The 19,161-nt window shown below is 64.1% G+C and carries 21 protein-coding genes and 1 other RNA gene; 9 read left to right on the top strand and 13 right to left on the bottom strand.

From position 1 onward, the window contains the following. Nucleotides 1–64: 64 nt before the first annotated feature. The 7 genes from lon to ATE71_RS12930 all read right to left on the bottom strand — a co-directional run bounded on the left by lon (nucleotide 65) and on the right by ATE71_RS12930 (nucleotide 6,516). Entirely contained in the window at nucleotides 65–2,461 is a 2,397-nt protein-coding gene (gene lon, locus ATE71_RS12950) for an endopeptidase La (RefSeq protein WP_058803725.1), read from the bottom strand. A gap of 136 nt (nucleotides 2,462–2,597) precedes the next feature. Next, on the bottom strand, nucleotides 2,598–2,933 hold the full coding sequence (locus ATE71_RS12945; RefSeq protein WP_058803723.1) for a YbaB/EbfC family nucleoid-associated protein: 336 nt from the start codon (nucleotides 2,931–2,933) through the stop codon (nucleotides 2,598–2,600). Next, complete coding sequence (locus ATE71_RS12940; protein WP_082665199.1) at nucleotides 2,930–4,648, bottom strand: DNA polymerase III subunit gamma/tau; 1,719 nt, start codon at nucleotides 4,646–4,648, stop codon at nucleotides 2,930–2,932. The genes ATE71_RS12945 and ATE71_RS12940 overlap by 4 nt, the downstream gene beginning before the upstream one ends. A 118-nt stretch (nucleotides 4,649–4,766) precedes the next feature. Next, an RNA gene (gene ffs, locus ATE71_RS21505) (signal recognition particle sRNA small type) lies at nucleotides 4,767–4,864 on the bottom strand. Between the two features lie 107 nt (nucleotides 4,865–4,971). Next, nucleotides 4,972–5,310: a hypothetical protein gene (locus tag ATE71_RS22185; protein ID WP_152998773.1), complete on the bottom strand. Its 339-nt coding sequence runs from the start codon at nucleotides 5,308–5,310 to the stop codon at nucleotides 4,972–4,974. A gap of 226 nt (nucleotides 5,311–5,536) precedes the next feature. Continuing rightward, entirely contained in the window at nucleotides 5,537–6,232 is a 696-nt protein-coding gene (locus ATE71_RS12935) for a glutathione S-transferase N-terminal domain-containing protein (RefSeq protein ID WP_058803722.1), read from the bottom strand. Beyond that, the gene (locus ATE71_RS12930) at nucleotides 6,229–6,516 is read right to left on the bottom strand and encodes a chorismate mutase (protein WP_037557913.1); all 288 of its coding nucleotides are present in this window, start codon (nucleotides 6,514–6,516) and stop codon (nucleotides 6,229–6,231) included. Before ATE71_RS12930 ends, ATE71_RS12935 begins: the two co-directional genes overlap by 4 nt. 108 nt (nucleotides 6,517–6,624) lie before the next feature. Here ATE71_RS12930 and ATE71_RS12925 point away from each other — a divergent pair, with 108 nt between their 5' ends. From ATE71_RS12925 to ATE71_RS12910, 4 genes are all read left to right on the top strand, one after another. Next, nucleotides 6,625–7,638 carry a polyprenyl synthetase family protein gene (locus tag ATE71_RS12925; protein WP_058803803.1) on the top strand — a complete coding sequence of 338 codons (1,014 nt, stop codon included), beginning with the start codon at nucleotides 6,625–6,627 and terminating at the stop codon, nucleotides 7,636–7,638. A gap of 7 nt (nucleotides 7,639–7,645) precedes the next feature. Continuing rightward, the gene (locus tag ATE71_RS12920) at nucleotides 7,646–8,032 is read left to right on the top strand and encodes a DUF1801 domain-containing protein (RefSeq protein ID WP_058803721.1); all 387 of its coding nucleotides are present in this window, start codon (nucleotides 7,646–7,648) and stop codon (nucleotides 8,030–8,032) included. Further along, on the top strand, nucleotides 8,029–10,494 hold the full coding sequence (gene hrpB / locus ATE71_RS12915) for an ATP-dependent helicase HrpB (protein WP_058803720.1): 2,466 nt from the start codon (nucleotides 8,029–8,031) through the stop codon (nucleotides 10,492–10,494). The genes ATE71_RS12920 and hrpB overlap by 4 nt, the downstream gene beginning before the upstream one ends. 69 nt (nucleotides 10,495–10,563) lie before the next feature. Further along, on the top strand, nucleotides 10,564–10,842 hold the full coding sequence (locus tag ATE71_RS12910; protein ID WP_058803719.1) for an ETC complex I subunit: 279 nt from the start codon (nucleotides 10,564–10,566) through the stop codon (nucleotides 10,840–10,842). 164 nt (nucleotides 10,843–11,006) lie between these two features. Here the strand turns inward: ATE71_RS12910 and ATE71_RS12905 are convergent, their stop codons facing one another. The 5 genes from ATE71_RS12905 to ATE71_RS12885 form a co-directional block, all read right to left on the bottom strand. Then, a complete protein-coding gene (locus ATE71_RS12905) occupies nucleotides 11,007–11,222 on the bottom strand; it encodes a DUF4170 domain-containing protein (RefSeq protein WP_058803718.1) in 216 nt (71 codons plus the stop codon). A gap of 80 nt (nucleotides 11,223–11,302) precedes the next feature. Further along, the gene (locus ATE71_RS12900; protein ID WP_058803717.1) at nucleotides 11,303–11,659 is read right to left on the bottom strand and encodes a hypothetical protein; all 357 of its coding nucleotides are present in this window, start codon (nucleotides 11,657–11,659) and stop codon (nucleotides 11,303–11,305) included. Beyond that, the gene (locus tag ATE71_RS12895; RefSeq protein ID WP_058803716.1) at nucleotides 11,643–12,035 is read right to left on the bottom strand and encodes a hypothetical protein; all 393 of its coding nucleotides are present in this window, start codon (nucleotides 12,033–12,035) and stop codon (nucleotides 11,643–11,645) included. The genes ATE71_RS12900 and ATE71_RS12895 overlap by 17 nt, the downstream gene beginning before the upstream one ends. Beyond that, nucleotides 12,019–12,483: a phage holin family protein gene (locus tag ATE71_RS12890; protein ID WP_058803715.1), complete on the bottom strand. Its 465-nt coding sequence runs from the start codon at nucleotides 12,481–12,483 to the stop codon at nucleotides 12,019–12,021. Before ATE71_RS12890 ends, ATE71_RS12895 begins: the two co-directional genes overlap by 17 nt. A gap of 7 nt (nucleotides 12,484–12,490) precedes the next feature. After that, nucleotides 12,491–13,036, bottom strand: a complete 546-nt coding sequence (locus ATE71_RS12885; protein WP_058803714.1) for a hypothetical protein — start codon at nucleotides 13,034–13,036, stop codon at nucleotides 12,491–12,493. A 203-nt stretch (nucleotides 13,037–13,239) separates the two neighbouring features. On the opposite strand from ATE71_RS12885, the gene eno reads away from it, so the two are divergent. Together eno and ATE71_RS12875 are read left to right on the top strand one after the other, a co-directional pair. Continuing rightward, on the top strand, nucleotides 13,240–14,514 hold the full coding sequence (gene eno / locus ATE71_RS12880; RefSeq protein WP_058803713.1) for a phosphopyruvate hydratase: 1,275 nt from the start codon (nucleotides 13,240–13,242) through the stop codon (nucleotides 14,512–14,514). 200 nt (nucleotides 14,515–14,714) lie between these two features. Beyond that, nucleotides 14,715–14,912: a hypothetical protein gene (locus tag ATE71_RS12875; RefSeq protein WP_152998772.1), complete on the top strand. Its 198-nt coding sequence runs from the start codon at nucleotides 14,715–14,717 to the stop codon at nucleotides 14,910–14,912. A 19-nt stretch (nucleotides 14,913–14,931) separates the two neighbouring features. On the opposite strand, the gene ATE71_RS12870 is transcribed toward ATE71_RS12875, so the two are convergent. Next, nucleotides 14,932–15,750 (bottom strand): hypothetical protein, encoded by an 819-nt coding sequence (locus ATE71_RS12870; RefSeq protein ID WP_235588010.1) that lies wholly within the window; start codon nucleotides 15,748–15,750, stop codon nucleotides 14,932–14,934. 359 nt (nucleotides 15,751–16,109) lie between these two features. On the opposite strand from ATE71_RS12870, the gene ATE71_RS12865 reads away from it, so the two are divergent. The 3 genes from ATE71_RS12865 (at nucleotide 16,110) to ATE71_RS12855 (ending at nucleotide 18,999) form a co-directional block, all read left to right on the top strand. Beyond that, nucleotides 16,110–16,436, top strand: coding sequence for an FtsB family cell division protein (locus ATE71_RS12865; protein ID WP_058803710.1), 327 nt, complete (start codon nucleotides 16,110–16,112; stop codon nucleotides 16,434–16,436). Nucleotides 16,437–16,565: 129 nt separating this feature from the next. Next, the gene (pdhA, locus tag ATE71_RS12860; RefSeq protein WP_058803709.1) at nucleotides 16,566–17,636 is read left to right on the top strand and encodes a pyruvate dehydrogenase (acetyl-transferring) E1 component subunit alpha; all 1,071 of its coding nucleotides are present in this window, start codon (nucleotides 16,566–16,568) and stop codon (nucleotides 17,634–17,636) included. A 1-nt stretch (nucleotide 17,637) separates the two neighbouring features. Beyond that, the gene (locus ATE71_RS12855) at nucleotides 17,638–18,999 is read left to right on the top strand and encodes a pyruvate dehydrogenase complex E1 component subunit beta (RefSeq protein WP_058803708.1); all 1,362 of its coding nucleotides are present in this window, start codon (nucleotides 17,638–17,640) and stop codon (nucleotides 18,997–18,999) included. The last annotated feature ends 162 nt before the right edge of the window (nucleotides 19,000–19,161 follow it).

Below are 19,161 nucleotides of genomic sequence, written 5' to 3'. Positions count from 1 at the left end.
AAAACGCCCCAAAACGTCGATTTTGCGACGAATTTGGGGCGAATTACCGTCCAGCTGCCCCGACTCAGTGTCGAATCGCCGTCTCGGAATCGCTTGCCGATGCGATCGGCGGCGACGCGGCAAGTTCGTCGGCCTCGGTCCATTCGATCGGCACTACCGGCGACACGAGCGCTTCGGCCAGCACCTGGTCGACGTGGCTGACTGGGATGATCTTCAGTCCGCTTGTGATATTTGCGGGGATTTCAACGAGGTCCTTTTCATTTTCCTCCGGGATCAGCACGGTCTTGATGCCGCCGCGAAGCGCCGCAAGCAGCTTTTCCTTGAGCCCGCCGATCGCTAGCACGCGCCCGCGCAAGGTAACTTCGCCCGTCATCGCGACATCGCGGCGCACCGCGATCCCGGTCAGCGTGGAGATCATGGCGGTGACCATGCCGACGCCCGCCGAGGGGCCATCCTTCGGCACCGCGCCTTCGGGCAAGTGAATGTGGATGTCCTTGCGCGCGAACAGGCTGGGCTTGATGCCATAGGCGGGCGCCCGCGCCTTCACGAACGACAGTGCTGCCTGCACCGACTCGGTCATCACTTCGCCAAGCTTGCCGGTGGTGCGCACCTGCCCCTTGCCCGATGCGGTGACCGCCTCGATCGTCAGCAATTCGCCGCCGACCTCGGTCCACGCCAGCCCGGTGACCGCGCCGACCTGGTCTTCGAGGTCGCCCATGCCGTGACGATATTTGCGCACGCCCGCAAATTCGGACAGATTCTCGGGGGTCACGGTGACGCTAGTCGCCTTGCCTTCGAGGATGCGGCGCAGCGCCTTGCGCGCGAGACGCGCGATCTCGCGCTCGAGCGTGCGGACGCCGGCTTCGCGCGTATAGTAACGGATAAGGTCGCGCAGCCCCTCTTCGGTGAGCTCGAACTCGCCGGCCTTCAGCCCGTGCGCCTCGACCTGCTTCGCGATCAGGTGGAGCTTCGCGATCTCGACCTTCTCATCCTCGGTATAGCCTTCGAGCCGGATGATCTCCATGCGGTCGAGCAAGGGCTGCGGCAGGTTGAGCGAGTTGGCGGTGGTGACGAACATTACGTCCGAAAGGTCGACGTCGACCTCCAGATAATGGTCCTGGAACTTGCCATTCTGTTCGGGGTCGAGCACCTCGAGCAGCGCTGAGGCCGGATCGCCACGGAAATCCTGGCCGAGCTTGTCGATCTCGTCGAGCAGGAAGAGCGGGTTCATCGTGCCGGCTTTTTTCAGGTTGGTCACGATCTTGCCCGGCAGCGAGCCGATATAGGTCCGGCGGTGGCCGCGGATCTCGGCCTCGTCGCGCACGCCGCCCAGCGACTGGCGCACGAACTCGCGGCCCGTGGCCTTGGCGATCGAACGGCCGAGCGAGGTCTTGCCGACGCCCGGAGGGCCGACGAGGCAGAGGATCGGGCCCTTCAGCTTGTTGGTGCGCGCCTGGACCGCCAGATATTCGACGATACGGTCCTTGACCTTTTCGAGCGCATAATGGTCGTCGTCGAGCACGGCTTGCGCCTTGGCAATATCCTTTTTGAGCTTCGATTTCTTGCCCCACGGCAGGCCGATCAGCGTGTCGAGATAGTTGCGAACGACCGTCGCTTCGGCCGACATCGGCGCCATTGCGCGCAGCTTTTTCAGCTCGGCGTTTGCCTTGGCCTTGGCTTCCTTCGACATTTTGAGGCTGTCGATCTTGAGCTGCAACTCAGCGAGATCGTCGCCGCCTTCGCCATTGTCGTTGCCGAGCTCGCGCTGGATCGCCTTGAGCTGCTCGTTGAGATAATATTCGCGCTGGCTCTTTTCCATCTGGCGCTTCACGCGGCCACGGATCTTCTTTTCGACCTGCAACACGCCAAGCTCGCCCTCCATGAAGGCGAAGACCATTTCGAGCCGCTTCGACGGCGCATCCTCGACGAGCAAGGCCTGCTTGTCCGAGACCTTGATATTGAGATTGCCCGCAACCGAATCGGCAAGGCGCGAGGCATCATCGATCTGCGACAGCTGTACCGCGGTTTCGGCGGGCATCTTCTTGTTGAGCTTGGCATAATTTTCGAACTGATCGACGACCGAGCGCATCAGGGCCGCGGTATCGACGCTGTCGTCGACGGTGTCGGCGACCGGCTTCACATTCGCAATGACCGCCTTGTCTTCGGTCGTCAGGCCAAGCAGTTTCGCGCGCTCCTTGCCTTCGACGAGGACGCGGACGGTGCCATCCGGCAGCTTCAGCAGCTGCAGGACGGTGGCGATCACGCCAACGTCGTAGAGATCGTCGCGCTGCGGATCGTCCTCGCCCGGATCGAGCTGGGCGACGAGGAAGATTTCCTTGTCGCTCTCCATCGCGGCTTCGAGCGCGGCGACCGAGCGGTCGCGACCGACGAACAAGGGCACGATCATGTGCGGGAAAACAACGATGTCACGCAGCGGAAGAAGGGGATAAGATTGCGTCATTACGGCTCCTGGACGGGCCCCGCGACCGGGCGCACCGCCCTTCTTGTAGGTGGTTCGTCGCTAATATGGCGTAACTTCGCACGCATTCAATGTCGCTGCGCTGAACAGCGCGGTCTTGACCGGAGTTGGGGCCGGCTCAGAACGGCAGTTTGAACCCCGGCGGCAGCGGCAGGCCGCTCGTCATCTTGCCCATTTCCTCATTGCTCGCGGCATCGGCCTTTTCGCGTGCGTCGTTGAACGCGGCGGCGAGCAAATCTTCGAGCATCTGCTTGTCGGCGGGGACGATCAGGCTGTCGTCGATGTGGATCGCCTTGATCCGGCCCTTGGCGGTTGCGGTGATCTTTACGAGCCCGCCGCCCGACACGCCTTCGACCTCGACGCTGTCGAGCTTCGCCTGCGCCTCCTGCATCTGCGCCTGTACGGTGGCTGCGGCTTCCTGCGCCGCCTTCATCATTTCTTCGATCGATTTCATGGGTTCGACCTATGCCGATTGTCTTCGTCTTCGACAAGCCTTGCATCGGGAAAAGCGGTCAGGGCGGCCTTCACGACGGGCAATTCGCGAATCCGCGCGCCATTGTCGTCGAGCTTTGCCTGCCGGACCTGCCCCAGGCTCGGCCGCGCCTCGCCCTCGCCAACGCGCACCTGCCAGCGGCTGCCGGTCTGGCTCAACAGCGCCTCGCCGAGCCGCCGCGCAAAATCGCCGTCGAGGGCGGGAACCGGCGCATAGACGAGCAATCCGGGTTCGAGCTCAACCAGCTTGAGATCGTCGTAAACCTGCCGCGCAAGCTGATGATTTCCCGAAGTTTCGAGCAGCTGGTGGATCTGTGCGATCGTCAATGCCGAAGCGGGTTCCCCGGCAGCCGGATTCTCCGTTGCAGGCTCCGCAGGCGACGTCAGGGTGGTCTCGACCTGCGCCCCCGGAGCCGCGGGTGTTGCAATCGGCGCCGTCGGCACGCCGCCCTTTTCGATCAGCTTCGCGAGTTCGCCCGGATCGGGCATCGATGCGGCGTAGATCACGCGCAGAAGCAGCATTTCCAGATGTTCGAGCGGGTTGTTCGCGCGCAGCACCTCGTCCTGCCCCTTGAGTAAGAGCTGCCAGAGGCGATTGAGCGGCGCAAAGCCAAGCTTTTGCGCCCAGTCTCCAATGCGTTGGCGGTCCGACGCGGCAAGCGCCGGGTCGTCGTGTCGGGATACTTTGGCGAGCGTGATCGCATGCGTGAGGTCCATCAATCCGCGCACCATCGCGACGGGTTCGATCCCCAGCGCATATTGGGCGCGGGCAAGGTCGATCGCGCCGCCCGCGTCGCCGTTCAGGATCGTCGCCATCAATTGTGCGATCGAAGTCCGGTCGGACAGCCCGAGCATCGCGCGCACCTGATCGGCGCTTATCTTTCCGCCGCCATCGAGATCCGCGTGCGCGATCGCCTGATCGAGTATAGATAGCCCGTCGCGCACTGACCCTTCGGCGGCATTGGCTATCAGCCAAATCGCGGGTGCTTCGGCTTCGACACCCTCTTTCTGCAGGATCGCGCTGAAATGCGCGAACAGCATGTCAGGCGTGATGCGGCGGAGGTCGAAGCGCTGGCAGCGTGACAGCACCGTCACCGGTACCTTGTTCACTTCGGTTGTCGCAAACAGGAATTTGACGTGCGGTGGCGGCTCTTCGAGCGTTTTCAGGAGCGCGTTGAAGGCGTTGCGCGACAACATGTGCACTTCGTCGATGATGTAGATCTTGTAGCGCGCCGAGACGGCAGCGTAGCGCACCGCCTCGATAATCTCGCGCACATCGTCGACGCCGGTGTTCGACGCGGCATCCATCTCGATCACGTCGATATGGCGCCCCTCGGTGATCGCGCGGCACGGTTCGCACACGCCGCACGGGTCGATCGTCGGCCCGCCCTGACCATCGGGGCCGATGCAGTTCAATGCCTTGGCGATCAGGCGCGCGGTCGACGTTTTGCCGACCCCGCGCACGCCGGTCATCAGGAAGGCGTGCGCCAGCCGATCGCGCGCGATCGCATTGCCGAGCGTCTTCACCATCGCGTCCTGACCGATCAGTTCGGCGAAGGTTTGCGGCCGATATTTGCGGGCAAGGACGCGGTAGGGGCCAGACGACGCCGCTGGCGCGGGCGCCTCTGGCAGGTCCATGCCCAGCATCGTAGGTTCGTCGTCGGCGGAATCGCTCATAGGCTTTGTCTTAGGGGCGGCCAGCGCGCTTGTCGAAGGAGAATGCGGGGCGAGCCAATCCAATAACTCGTCACCCCGGACTTGATCCGGGTGACGAAGAGACAAACGGCAATTTTGTGAGGGTGGGAGCCGGAACGACCCGCAGCGAATTCGTTGCGGCTGCTTCCTTCCGGACCTGACCGGGTTGGCGAAGACTGCGTCCGCCCGACTCCCGCGGCGCATATGGCGGCGATGGAGGGGAAATGCAAGATCGGCTGGAACGATCGGCGTTGTGTCGGATCGGGGGTGGGAAGCGGACCTCAACAATGACGGCGTTTGATTGATTAGCTAACGCTTTGCAGCTGCTTGCGGCACTTCCACTCGGCCAACTCGACGCTGTCAATCGCCGGACAAACGTATTCATATTGGCCGTAGTCTTCGTAGGTCGCTTCCGACCGATCCATGAATTCTGCGCCGGTCGCATCACACATGGCTTCCGGCTGTTCGGGAATAATACAGCCAACAGGGTAATAGTCTGCGCGCCCGTATCCTGTAGCTTCGAGAGAAGCTACTGTGGGGGCGTCAGGTTCATTGACCGCTGCATATGGAGCCTTGTCAATATCGGTTTCCGCTGTGCAAGCCGTCAGGGTTATCGGCAAAACCCAATATACCCAGCGGTTCACCAATCGCACTCCCTAACAAACTCTCATAGAGCCGAAGTTGGCAGAAAGACCGAAGGTCCGCAATCGGTCGCTAGCCGACGAACCTCCTTCCCGTTCGTGTCGAGCGAAGTCGAGACACCCATCGACACGGCGCCTAAGCCCGAGGGGCATCTCGACTTCACTCAATGCGAATGGGTTAAGATGGGCGCGAACGGCCAATATCGACCAAAACCGATCGCTTTCGGGATCAAGTCGCGGTCACTTCCAGTCCGCGCTGCACGCCGGGCCGGGCGAGGCCCGCATCGAGCCAGCGCTGAATATGGACGAAACGATCGAAGCCGACGATCTCGGCCGCGTCGTAGAAACCGATCAGGTTGCGCACCCAGCCGAGCAGCGAAATGTCGGCGATGCTGTAATCGGCGCCCATTACCCATTCGCGGCTTGCCAGGCGTGCGTCGAGCACGCCTAGCAGGCGCGCGGACTCGGTCGCGTATCGGTCGCGCGGGCGCTTGTCCTCATAGTCGCGCCCGGCAAATTTGTGGAAAAAGCCGAGCTGGCCGAACATCGGGCCGACGCCGCCCATCTGCCACATCACCCACTGGATCGTTTCGTACCTCAGGTTCGAATCGACCGAAATGAACTGCCCGCTTTTGTCGGCGAGGTAGAGCAGGATCGCGCCCGATTCGAACAGCGCGAGCGGCGTTCCGTTCGGCCCAGCAGGGTCGTAGATTGCCGGGATTTTGCCATTGGGGTTGAGCGCGAGGAAGGCCGGGTCATGGCTTTCGTTCGCCATGATGTCGATCCGGTGCGGCTCGTAGGGAAGGCCGGTTTCCTCGAGCATGATTCCCGCCTTCACCCCGTTCGGCGTGGGCGCCGAAAAAAGCTGGATGCGGTCGGGATGTTCGGCCGGCCAGCGCCCGAAAATCGGGTGATCCAAGCTCATGCGTCCTGCTCCCGCTTCGCCTGCTGGTGATGGCGGATCACTTCGTCGATGATGAAGCGCAGGAATTTCTCGGTGAAATCGGGATCGAGATCGGCGTCGCGGGCGAGGCTGCGGAGCCGCTCGATCTGGCGCTCCTCGCGGCTCGGGTCGGCGGGTGGCAGGCCCTCGCGCGCCTTCAATTCGCCGACTGCCTTGGTCACCTTGAACCGTTCGGCGAGCATATAGACGAGCGCCGCGTCGATATTGTCGATGCTTTGGCGGTAACGGCTCAGCTGGTCGTCCATGGGTGCGCGGCTCCTCTTATGTCCGGCACGCTTGGCACCGCCGGGGGGCTGCTGGCAAGCCGAAAGTCGTTGCAAAATCGTGACCGCGGCGCCAAGGGTCGCCGCGTCATGACTGCGGAAATTCACTTGCTCCACGGCGACCGGCCGCCCTCGCTCGACCCGATGATGGCGCTTGTCGCCGCCGATATGAACGAGGTGAATTCGGTCATCCTCGATCGCATGCAATCCGAAGTGCCGCTGATCCCCGAACTCGCGGGGCACTTGATTGCCGGGGGTGGCAAGCGGATGCGTCCGATGCTCACGCTCGCCTGCGGCAAGCTGCTCGACTATCCCGGCCGCCGCCATTGCAAGCTCGCGGCGGCGGTCGAATTCATCCACACCGCGACGCTGCTCCACGACGACGTCGTCGACAAATCCGGGCTTCGCCGCGGCCGCAAGACCGCGAATGTCATCTGGGGCAACAGCGCTTCGGTGCTGGTCGGCGACTTCCTGTTCAGCCGCGCTTTCGAGGTGATGGTCGAGGACGGATCGCTGAAAGTGCTGAAAATCCTGAGCTGCGCCTCGGCGGTGATCGCAGAAGGGGAGGTCAACCAGCTCTCGGCACAGCGCCGCATCGAAACGAGCGAAGACCAGTATCTGACGATCATCAATGCCAAGACCGCCGAACTGTTCGCGGCGGCATGCAAGATCGCGGCGGTTGTCGCCGAGCGCGACGATGCCACCGAAGCCGCGCTTGACGCCTATGGCCGCAATCTCGGCATCGCCTTCCAGCTCGTCGACGACGCGATCGATTATGTTTCGGATGCCGAAACGATGGGCAAGGGCGTCGGCGACGATTTCCGCGACGGCAAGGTCACACTGCCCGTCATCCTCGCCTATGCGCGCGGCAATGCCGAGGAACGCGAGTTCTGGAAGCTGGCGATCACCGGACACAAGACGTCGGACGAGGATCTCGCCTATGCGACCTCGCTGCTTCGCAAGCATGACACGATCGACGACACGCTGTCGCGTGCGCGACATTATGGGCAGCGCGCAGTCGATGCGATCGGCGGCTTCCCCGCGAGCCAGGCGAAGTCGGCGCTGACCGAAGCAGTCGCCTTCGCCGTCGCGCGCGCCTATTGAGGCCGACATGGCGATGATGGGCCCCGTGGCGGATAGCCCCGATGCCTATATCGCCGCGCTTTCGGGCTGGCAGCGCACATACGCGGAAACGATGCGTGCTGCGATCATGGCCGCCGCGCCCTTTGATGAGGCGATCAAATGGACCAACCTTGTTTTCATGGCGAACGGTCCGTGCATCCTCATTCGCGCCGAGGAGCACCGCATGTTGCTCGGTTTCTGGCGCGGCAAGCGGCTGCGCGGTATCGAGCCGCGGATCAAGGCAAGCGGCAAATATGAGCTTGGCAATCTGGTGCTGACCGAAGGGGCCGGAGTTACGGCCGAGACCGTCGAACGGCTTGCGGCAGAAGCCTTCCGCCTGAACGCCGAATTGGGCAATCCGGCAGCGCGAACGTGACGCAGCCGCTGCCGATCGACGCCGTGCTGCCCGATATCCTGGCGGCGCTGACCCTCAAGCCCAATGCCGTCGTCGTGGCGCCTCCGGGCGCGGGCAAGACGACGCGCGTCGCGCCAGCGCTGCTCGACCAGCCTTGGTGTACGGGCGCGGTCTGGCTGCTGTCGCCGCGCCGGCTCGCCGCGCGTGCGGCGGCGGAACGTATCGCCGAAGAATTGGGCGAAGCGGTTGGCGAGCGCGTAGGCTATGCGACACGGCTCGACAGCAAGCAGTCGGCGGCGACCCGGCTGCTGGTGATGACACCGGGCTTGTTCCGCAATCGCATCCTTGGCGATCCCGAACTTACGGGCGTGTCGGCGGTGTTGTTCGACGAGGTCCATGAACGCAGCCTCGACGGCGATTTCGCGCTGGCGCTCGCGATCGATGCGCAGCAGGGTCTGCGCGACGACATCCGCCTTGTCGCCATGTCGGCAACGCTCGACGGCGCGCGCTTCGGCGCTTTGCTCGGTAATGCCCCTGTCGTGAGGAGCGAGGGCAAGATCTGGCCGCTCGAACTGCGCCATATCGGCCGACGTGCCGAGGACCGGCTCGAGGCGTCGGTGCTGGGCGCCGTCCGGCAGGCCATGGCCGACGAAGCGGAGGGTGACATGCTCGCTTTCCTGCCTGGTGCAGCCGACATCGAGCGTGCGGCGACGGCAGTCGAGGATGCGCGGCTGCCGCTCGCGGTCCACCGCTTGCACGGCCAGATCGACCCCGCGCTCCAGCGCAAGGCGCTCGTTCGCGATCCCGAGGGGCGGCGCAAGCTGATCCTCGCGACGAGCATCGCCGAAACCAGCCTGACGATCGACGGCGTCCGCATCGTGATCGACGCCGGCCTGTCGCGCCGGCCGCGCTTCGACAAGGCGGCGGGCATCGCACGGCTCGTCACCGAACGCGCGAGCCAGGCCTCGGCGACGCAGCGCGCGGGCCGCGCGGCGCGGCAAGGGCCGGGCGTCGCCTATCGTCTGTGGGAAGCCGCCGCGACCGCGGGTATGCCGCCCTTCGACCCGCCCGAGATCCACGAAAACGACCTGATGCCCGTCGTGCTCGACTGCGCGAGCTGGGGTATTATCGATCCGCGTCAGCTAGGCTGGCTCGACCCGCCATCGCCCGCCGCGATTTCGGAAGCCAAATCGCGTTTGCAGGGCATCGGCGCGCTGAATGACGATGGCCGCATCACGCCGCATGGCAAGGCGCTCGCGGCGATCCCGCTGCCGGTGCCGCTGGCCCACATGCTGCTCGATGCCGCCCGCGCGGGCGAGGCCGAGATGGCGGGCCGGCTCGCGGCGCTATTGACCGAACCCGGGCTGGGGGGGCGCGGGGTCGATGTCGAGGCACGGCTGGCGCGCTGGCGCGGCCAGCGCAACGAACGCTCCGAGGGCGCCTGGAGGCTTGCGCTGCGTCTCGCGAAGGTCGGCGAGAAGCTTGCGGCGCAGACCGACGCCGTGCCGTCGCGGTCGATCGGCGGGTGGATCGCGACCGCGTGGCCCGATCGCGTCGCGCGCGGGCGCGCGGGGCAGCGCGGCGAATATCTGAGCGTCGGCGGCCGCGCCTATCGCATCGATCCGGTCGACCCGCTCGCCGGGCACGAATGGCTCGCGATCGCCGACGCGCAGGGCCATGCTGCCGGGGTCCGCATTCTGGCCGCCGCTTCGATCGATCAGGCGGAGGTGGAACTGCTGTTCGCCAATCGCATCGTCGCGCATTCCGCGAGCAGCTATGACAGCGCCAACGACCGCGTCGACCACCGCCGCGAACGCCGCCTCCGTGCGATCGCACTGGCGAGCGGACAGGGCGCGCGGCGCGATAATGCCGAGGACGACGTCGCGGTGCGCATGGCTGCGGTGCGCGACAAGGGGCTGGGCCTCATCGGCTGGGGCCCGGTGTCACAGGCGCTGCGTCAGCGCGCCTCTTTTGCCGGGCTTGATGCGCTGTCGACGAACGCGCTCGGCGACAGCCTCGAAATCTGGCTCGAACCCTTGCTTTCGGGGTGCCGCGGGCTGCGCGACATCGGCGATCGCAAGCTCGCCGACGCGCTGATGGCGATGCTCGACTGGCCGGCGCGGCAGTTGCTCGAAAAACATGCTCCTGCTGATTATACCACGCCCGTCGGCAGCCGCCATCCAATCGACTATGGTGCCGACGGCGGGCCGACGGTCAGCGTGCGCGTGCAGGAATTGTTCGGGCTCGCGCGGCATCCGGTGGTCGGCGATCCCCCGGTGCCGCTGATCCTCGCACTGACGTCGCCCGCACACCGGCCGATCCAGACGACGCGCGATCTGGTTTCATTCTGGAGCGGCAGCTGGCACGACGTCGCGCGCGAGATGCGCGGGCGCTATCCCAAGCATAGCTGGCCCGACGATCCGGCGAATGCGCGGCCGACCCTGATGACAAAAGCCGCGCAGGCGCGGCGCGATGCGCAATAGGCCTCTTTTCGTGTGCGCTGCTTGGCGCTAAGGCGGCGGCTCAGGCCCCGGTTGAACAGGACGACCCCGATGAAAGCGCGTATTTTCCAGAAGCCCAAGAATGCGATGCAGTCGGGGCGCGCCGGAACGCAGCGCTGGATGCTCGAATTCGCTCCCGCCGAAGCACGCAAGGCCGATCCGCTGATGGGTTGGGCCGGCAGCGGCGACACGCAGCGCCAGCTTCGCCTCGGCTTTGCGAGCCGCGAGGAAGCGGTGGCTTATGCCGAAAAATACGGGATCGAGGCCGAGGTGATGCCGGCACCCGTGCGCAAGCTGAAGATCCAGGCCTACGCCGACAATTTCCGGTAACTAATCGCTCGATCGGATTGGGTCGAACCGGCTCACGCTATCGTCCCGGCGTAGGCCGGGATCTCACCGTTGAGACAGGATGCGAGGACGAGGTTCCGGCCTCCGCCGGAATGACGATTCAAACGGAGTGGCGTACAGCCCGATAGCCCAACCGTTGTCGGCGGTTATTCCGCGTCGGGTTGCAGCAATTTGTGCAGGTGGACGACGACATATTTCATTTCGGCATCGTCGACGGTGCGCTGCGCGGCACTGCGCCAAGCTTTTTCGGCCGATTTATAATCGGGATAAAGGCCGACGACGTCGAGATTGGCGAGGTCGACGAAGTCGAGGCCCTGCGGATCGGCAACGCGTCCGCCGAACACAAGATGCAATTTGCTCATGGCTGCTTTCCTTGCGGCTTAGCACTGGAAGGGGAGGATGCGCGCCCCTAGCAGCGCTTCGCCGTTACGGCAAGACAGGCTCACTCCTCGGGTTTGTCGCCCTTCGGGATGAGCGAACCGAGCAGCGCGCCGATCGCGACCGCGCCCGCGACAAGCGCCAGCGGCTGTTTCTCGGCGACGTCCTTCAGCTTGCTGTTTGCGCGCTTGGCCTGAACCTTGCCCTTTTCATAGGCTTCGCCGGCCGCTTCGCGCGCGATACTGGCTTGCTCGCCTGCCTTCGCGGCCAGGTCGCTCGTTGCAGCGCGGGCGCGGCCATAGCCGTCCTGGATGCGCGCCTTGGCTGCTTCAGCGGTCAGCCGGGCATTTTCCGCGGTTTTCTCCGCAAGTTCACTCGCTTTCGCACGCGTTTCGCGAGCGGTTTCACCGAACGGCTTCATCGTTTTCTTCCTCCAGAGGTTCAATTTCATCTTCGTCCGCGACGGCGTCGGGCGCGCGAAAATGATCAGCGACATCGGCCGCCAAGTCCTGAATCTTGCGCGTCAGCTTTGGCGCATGGCGCTTGATGGGGTCTCGCAGCAGCCATGCGATCCCGGCTGCGGCGGCGAGCGCGATCGGCAGCTTGTTGCTACGGAACTGCTCCTGAACCGCATGCGCGGCATCGTCGACCTTTTCGCCAACACGATATTTGCCGCGATCGAGTAGCGCCTTGGGCTTGAGCGCCGCTCGCGCGACATCAAGCCGCCGATGCAGTTCGGCGCGCTGAAGCATCGACCGGCGCGCGGCGGCGATCAGGCGATTACGCGTCCGCGGCATCGTCGATCCCTTCGCCAGTCAGGTCGCGGCGAAGCGCGGTTCGAATGTCGCCATAGCTTTTCTGCGCGCGCCATCCGGCAAAGCCGGCAACGGCGAGCAAGATCGCCACGACGATCAAGGTTGCAACGAACGGCCCGACATGCGGCGCGAGCGCGAGAATCGCCCCGAAGGCGAGCGCCAGCATCGCGATGCCCAAGGCCGAAGCAGCCACCGCGCCCCAACCCGCCGTCCACGACGCGCCGTGCAGCGCCAGCTCGGTGCGTGCTTCGAGCAGGGCAATTTCCGCCTTTGCCGTTGCCGAAAGATTTTCGACGACCTCGCCGACAATCTTTTCGAGCGGAACGGGCGGCGGAGCCGTGGGACGCCCGTCGGGGGCATAGCCGTGGCTTACGCGGTCGAAACCGCGCTCGTCGGACGGCGGCGGGGTGTTCGGATCGGGAGCAACCAAGACCTTGTCAATCGTTTGAGCCGCCCTTGAGCATGCGGGCGAGCACGAAACCGATCACCGTCGCGGCGCCGACGGCGATCGCCGGGTTCTTCTTCACCATGTCGCGGGTCGAGGCGGCGAGTTCGTCGAGATCCTTCTTGTCGAGCGTCGTCGCCAGACCGGCGACGGTCGATGCCGCGGAGCGGGCATAATCGCCATATTGCTTGCCGAATTTGGTATCGACGGTGCCGGCGCTGTCCTCAAGCAGCTTGGCGAGGCTGCCCACGGCTTCGGCCGCTTTGTCCTTGCCCTTGGTTGCGGCGTCGCGCGCCTTGGTCGACGCCTGATTTTTCAGCGCGGTCGCTTCTTCCTTCAGCGACGCGGCCTTTTTCGAGGCTTCGGACTTGATCGTGTCGCGCGTCGCGGCGAGCTGGTCGCGGATCGGATGGTCCTTGGCGGCCTTCACATTGGCGGGCTTGCGGGCGGGCGCGGCCTTGGTGGCGGCGGCCTTCGCGGGAGCCTTGGGACGGGGAGCAGCGGCTTTCTTCGTCGCGGGAGTGGCGGCTTTGGCCATCGTTTAGTCCTCTTCTCTTGTGTCGGGCGCCGCGCGAGCGGACATCCTATTTTGGTCCTGCAAGAATATATAGCAAGGCGGGCCGAATGGTTCCATCCCTCCGCAAAATTCCTATGCGTAGTTGCACTAGCCGCATGCCGCCGATAACAGGCGGGCGCTTTCCCAACCTGCTCCACTCGGGGCGCCCCAGCAGGACGACATCCATGACCGCCATCATCGACATCCACGGCCGCGAAATTCTCGACAGCCGCGGCAACCCGACTGTCGAAGTCGATGTGCTGCTGGAGGACGGCAGCTTTGGCCGTGCAGCGGTTCCCTCGGGCGCCTCGACCGGCGCGCACGAAGCCGTCGAACTGCGCGACGGCGACAAGGCACGTTATCTGGGCAAGGGCGTGACCAAGGCGGTCGCGGCGGTGAACGGCGACATCGCAGAGGCGCTGATCGGCCTCGATGCCGAGGACCAGCGCGAACTCGACATGGCGATGATCGACCTCGACGGCACGCCGAACAAGAGCCGTCTCGGCGCCAATGCGATCCTCGGCGTCAGCCTGGCTGCCGCCAAGGCGGCGGCCGATGCGCGCGGCCTGCCGCTTTATCGCTACGTCGGCGGCGTCTCGGCGCGCACCTTGCCGGTGCCGATGATGAACATCATCAACGGCGGCGAACATGCCGACAACCCGATCGACGTACAGGAATTCATGATCATGCCCGTCGGCGCCGGCAGCATCGCCGAAGCCGTGCGCTGGGGCAGCGAGATTTTTCACACGCTGAAGAAGGGCCTGTCGGCAAAGGGCCTTGCGACCGCGGTGGGCGACGAAGGCGGCTTCGCCCCGAACCTCGCCTCGACGCGCGACGCGCTCGACTTCATCGCTGCCTCGGTCGACCAGGCCGGCTTCAAGCTCGGCACCGACGTCGTGCTCGCGCTCGACTGCGCCGCGACCGAATTCTTCAAGAACGGCAAGTACGAGATCAGCGGCGAAGGCCTGTCGCTCAGCCCCGAACAGATGGCGGAATATCTCGCCGCACTGGTGAAGGACTATCCGATCCTGTCGATTGAAGACGGGATGAGCGAAGATGACTTCGCTGGCTGGAAGGCACTCACCGACCTCGTCGGCGACAAGTGCCAGCTCGTCGGTGACGACCTGTTCGTCACCAATCCGGCGCGGCTCGAACAGGGGATCAAGGACGGCCTTGCCAATTCGCTGCTCGTCAAGGTCAATCAGATCGGCACGCTGTCCGAAACCCTCGACGCGGTCGATATGGCGCACCGCGCGCGCTACACGGCGGTGATGTCGCACCGTTCGGGCGAAACCGAAGATTCGACGATCGCCGACCTCGCGGTTGCGACCAACTGCGGCCAGATCAAGACCGGCAGCCTCGCGCGGTCGGACCGGCTCGCCAAATATAACCAGCTGATCCGTATCGAGGAAGAATTGGGTGACATGGCTCGTTATCCGGGCATGGCGATTTTCTCATAACATAGATTAAACGAGCGCCGATTTGCTTAGGTGAGCGCGCCGAGGTCTGCTACGCTGCGCGTGACGACTGCGGTTTTCACTATCTGATCGGCCTTTTGTGGTTCGGCTCCTGCCCGTAGTCCCCGTCGTTGCATGGCGGCCGATCGAACCTTTGCCGTGAGTCTGGGTCACACCTGCTCCCGCCGAAGATGGAGCCCGACATGCGTGCCTTTCATATATTGCTCAAAGAAAAAGGTGAGGGCGAGCCGGTCCGCATCGATTTTCAGGCGGAAACACCCGATTACGCACTCGTCATCGCCCAGGGGCACGCCGGCGATCGCGACATGGAATTGTGGGAGGGGCCGACAATGGTCGGCTCGCTCAGCAGGTCTGCGCCGCAGCTCTGGCGCCTGAGCTGATTCGATTGTTGCAACCTGGTCAGGCGGGGAATTTGGCGAGGCACTCGGTTATTTTGACCTGATAGTCGGCCAATGCGTCGATGATCGCCTTGTTCGCGGCATTGGTGATCGCTTTGGCCGCCGGATCGTCCTTTTTCGCTGCAGCCAGTGCCTGCTTGTCCTGCAAGTCCTTCAGGATCGCGGCATAGTCGGGGGCGGTGCCGACGCTGGCGAGCTTGATCTTCAGCCTCGATATCACTTCGTCGGCGGCCGCGATCGCGATGGCGCCTGCCGAAGCCACGTCGCCGGAGACCGCGCTCGCCTCAGCGGGCATCGCTGACAACAGTTCAAGGGTCGAGTTTTGCGACATCGCCAGTTTGGCTTCGGCGTCGATCGTTGCTTGTGTCAGGCTCGCCGTCACGACCCGCGACCGCAGGGTCGAATAGGCAAGGTTGCGTGCGCGCGCGAACTGATCGACATATTGTTGGTTGACACAGGTTATCGCGCCTCGCGCCTGGGCCACATGGGCCTGGCGAGTCCTCACGCCGAAATAGCTGGAAAGCGCGCCGCCCGCAGCGCCCACGCCCGCCGCATAGATGGCGTGGTCGGGGTTGTCGCCCAGCGCCAGCGCCGTCGGTGCGAAAATACCCGCGGCGATGATCGGCAGCTCGGTCGCATATTTCAGCTTCTCCGAATTTTCGAGCATCGTGTCGAACGTGTCGGTCACGCCGCGCAAATAGCTCAGCACATGCACCGAATTCGTTGAATCGAGCGCTACCGCGGCTGTATTGGGGGCGCTGTAGGAATAAGGGGGCGGTTTGAATGCTACGGTGGCGCAGCCGCCAACAGAAAGGGCCATGCAACAGATAAGCGCCAATTTCGGCCGCAGCATATATCAATCCCCCCGAATCGAACCTTCTATTGCCCAGCGTGAAGGTGAAGAGGCCAAATATCAAATGGAAGTTGGACCCAAATCCGACAAGGATATTGTCGTTCCAGTCATTGTTTGTCGGAATCGGATAGTAAGGCGATGGGCGTTATTCTGATTTCGGTGGGGTTGGATGGTCGGCCGAGCTGGCAAAGCGGCGTTGCGCGCCCAATGTCGTGCCGACGCCCGATTCCGGTGAATCCCGATGCTGGCTGGCGATATGCCGGGACGGTGGAAAAGCCCGTCGTGGCGCCTTGACGCCGCGAATCAACTCTGATTCAAGGGCTGGAATGACGCAGCGCCACAAATTCCGCAAATCGATGAACCGGGCGGTCGGTCCCGCGATCGCGGTGATCGTCGTGCTGGCGATGATAGGCTACATCATTTTCGGTCCGACCGGGCTTTATGCCTGGGGCGACTATGGCCAGTCGGTCGAGAAGAAGCGCGTCGTTTTGAGCGAGCTGACCAAGAAGCAGAAGGAGCTTCAAAACCGCGTCAACCTGCTCGACCGGAGGCGCGTCGATCCCGATCTAGCCGAGGAATATGTCCGCGAGAAACTCGGCGCCTATCACCCCGACGAGGTGATCATCCCGATGGAGCCCGCGCAAAAGCGCTGACAGCATTTCTCGCGGTTTGCTGCATACGTAAGGCAGGGCGCCCCCCGTCCATGGTGGGCGTTGCCAAGTGCGGCGCGGCTCTCCTATAGGGAGCCTTGCCGTAACGGCTAAATGCAAAGGAAACCTCCCTTGGCCAAAGCTCCCGCGCGCAAACCTGCCGCGCCAAAAAAGACTGCATCGACCCCGGCCGCCGCGACCAATCGCGAGCACCCGCGCGAACCCGTGCCCTATGACGCGACGCCCGAAGAGCTGGAAAAATTCTATCGCGAAATGCTGCTGATCCGCCGCTTTGAGGAAAAGGCGGGGCAGCTCTACGGTCTCGGCCTGATCGGGGGCTTCTGCCACCTTTATATCGGCCAGGAAGCCGTGGCGGTCGGCCTGCAATCCGCGCTCGACGGCGACAAGGACAGCGTCATCACCGGTTACCGCGACCATGGTCATATGCTGGCTTACGGCATCGACCCCAAGGTCATCATGGCCGAGCTGACGGGACGCCAGGCGGGCATCTCGAAGGGCAAGGGCGGTTCGATGCACATGTTCAGCGTCGAGCATAAATTCTATGGCGGCCACGGCATCGTCGGCGCGCAGGTGTCACTTGGCACCGGGCTTGCCTTCGCGCACAAATATCGCGGCGACGGCGGCGTGGCGATGGCCTATTTCGGCGACGGCGCCGCGAACCAGGGCCAGGTCTACGAAAGCTTCAACATGGCCGAGCTGTGGAAGCTGCCGATCATCTTCGTGATCGAGAACAACCAATATGCGATGGGCACGTCGGTCAACCGCGCGTCGGCCGAGGACCAGCTCTATCGTCGCGGCGAAAGCTTCCGCATTCCGGGCATGCAGGTCGACGGCATGGACGTGCTCGCGGTGCGCGGTGCGGCCGAGGCGGCGCTCGAATGGGTGCGCGCGGGCAAGGGCCCGGTGCTGATGGAACTCAAGACCTATCGCTATCGCGGTCACTCGATGTCCGACCCCGCGAAATATCGCAGCCGCGAGGAAGTGCAGGCGGTGCGCGACAAGTCGGACGCGATCGAACATCTGAAGAAGCTGATGACCGATGCCGGTATCAGCGAGGACAAGATCAAGGATATCGACAAGGAGATCCGCCAGGTTGTCGCGGAATCGGCCGACTTTGCCGAAAGCGCGCCCGAACCCGAATTGTCCGAACTGTATACCGACGTGCTGGTGGAGCAATATTGAGATGGCCATCGAATTGAAGATGCCGGCGCTGTCGCCGACGATGGAAGAGGGCACGCTCGCCAAGTGGCTCGTCAAAGAAGGCGACACGGTGAAGTCGGGCGACATCCTCGCAGAGATCGAGACCGACAAGGCGACGATGGAATTCGAAGCCATTGATGAGGGCACGATCGGCCAGATTCTGGTCGCCGAGGGCACCGACAATGTGAAGGTCGGTACCGTGATCGCGACGATTGCCGGCGAAGGCGAAGAGGCGGCTGCTCCGGCGCCCGCGCCTGCTCCGGTCGAGGAACCCAAGGCTGCGGAACCCGCGTCGGCCCCGGCCCCCGCTCCCGCCGCGACCGAGCGCGCCTCCGACCCCGCGATTCCTGAAGGCACCGCGATGGTCAAGCTCACCGTTCGCGAAGCGCTGCGCGATGCGATGGCCGAGGAAATGCGCGCCGACGACCGCGTCTTCGTGATGGGCGAGGAAGTCGCCGAGTATCAGGGTGCGTACAAGGTTACGCAGGGTCTGCTTCAGGAATTCGGCGCGAGCCGTGTCGTCGATACCCCGATCACTGAATATGGTTTCGCGGGTCTCGGCGCGGGGGCGGCGATGGGCGGTTTGAAGCCCATCATCGAGTTCATGACCTTCAACTTCGCGATGCAGGCAATCGATCACATCATCAACTCGGCGGCGAAGACCAACTATATGTCGGGCGGCCAGATGCGCTGCCCGATCGTCTTCCGCGGTCCCAACGGCGCCGCGGCGCGCGTCGGCGCGCAGCACAGCCAGAATTACGGGCCCTGGTATGCGAGCGTCCCTGGCCTGATCGTGATCGCGCCCTATGACGCCGCCGATGCCAAGGGGCTGATGAAGGCGGCGATCCGCACCGAGGATCCGGTCGTATTCCTCGAAAATGAGCTGCTCTATGGTCGCAGCTTCGAGGTTCCCGACGTCGAGGATTTTGTCCTGCCGATCGGCAAGGCGCGGATCATGCGCCAGGGCAGCGATGTGACCATCGTCAGCTATTCGATCGGCGTCGGGCTCGCGCTCGAAGCCGCCGACCAGCTGGCGGGCGAAGGCATCGACGCCGAGGTCATCGACCTGCGCACGTTGCGCCCGCTCGATACCGCGACGGTGCTCGCCAGCCTCAAGAAAACGAACCATCTCGTCGTCGTCGAGGAAGGCTGGCCGGTCTGCTCGATCGCCAGCGAACTCGCAATGGTCGCGATGGAGCAGGGCTTCGACGATCTCGACGCGCCGGTCCTCCGCGTGTGCAACGAGGATGTGCCGCTGCCCTATGCGAACAACCTTGAAAAGGCCGCGCTGATCGACACGCCGCGCGTGGTGAAGGCGGTGAAGGCGGTTCTCAATCGCGCCTGACGATCCGGAGGCGGTTTTCTATCCCGACATGCGCGATCCGCGCGTCATGGTCGCCGTGCCGCGATCACGGCGCGCGGCCATGGCGGCGCTGTGGGGATTGGCCGCGCGCTTGACCAAGCTGCTGGTCGACGCGCGCGAGCCGTTGATCGGCCAGATCAAGCT

Origin of the sequence: Sphingopyxis sp. H115, from assembly GCF_001468465.1 — a bacterium.
Taxonomy (GTDB): domain Bacteria; phylum Pseudomonadota; class Alphaproteobacteria; order Sphingomonadales; family Sphingomonadaceae; genus Sphingopyxis.
This window is presented reverse-complemented; position numbering and strand designations above follow the sequence as displayed.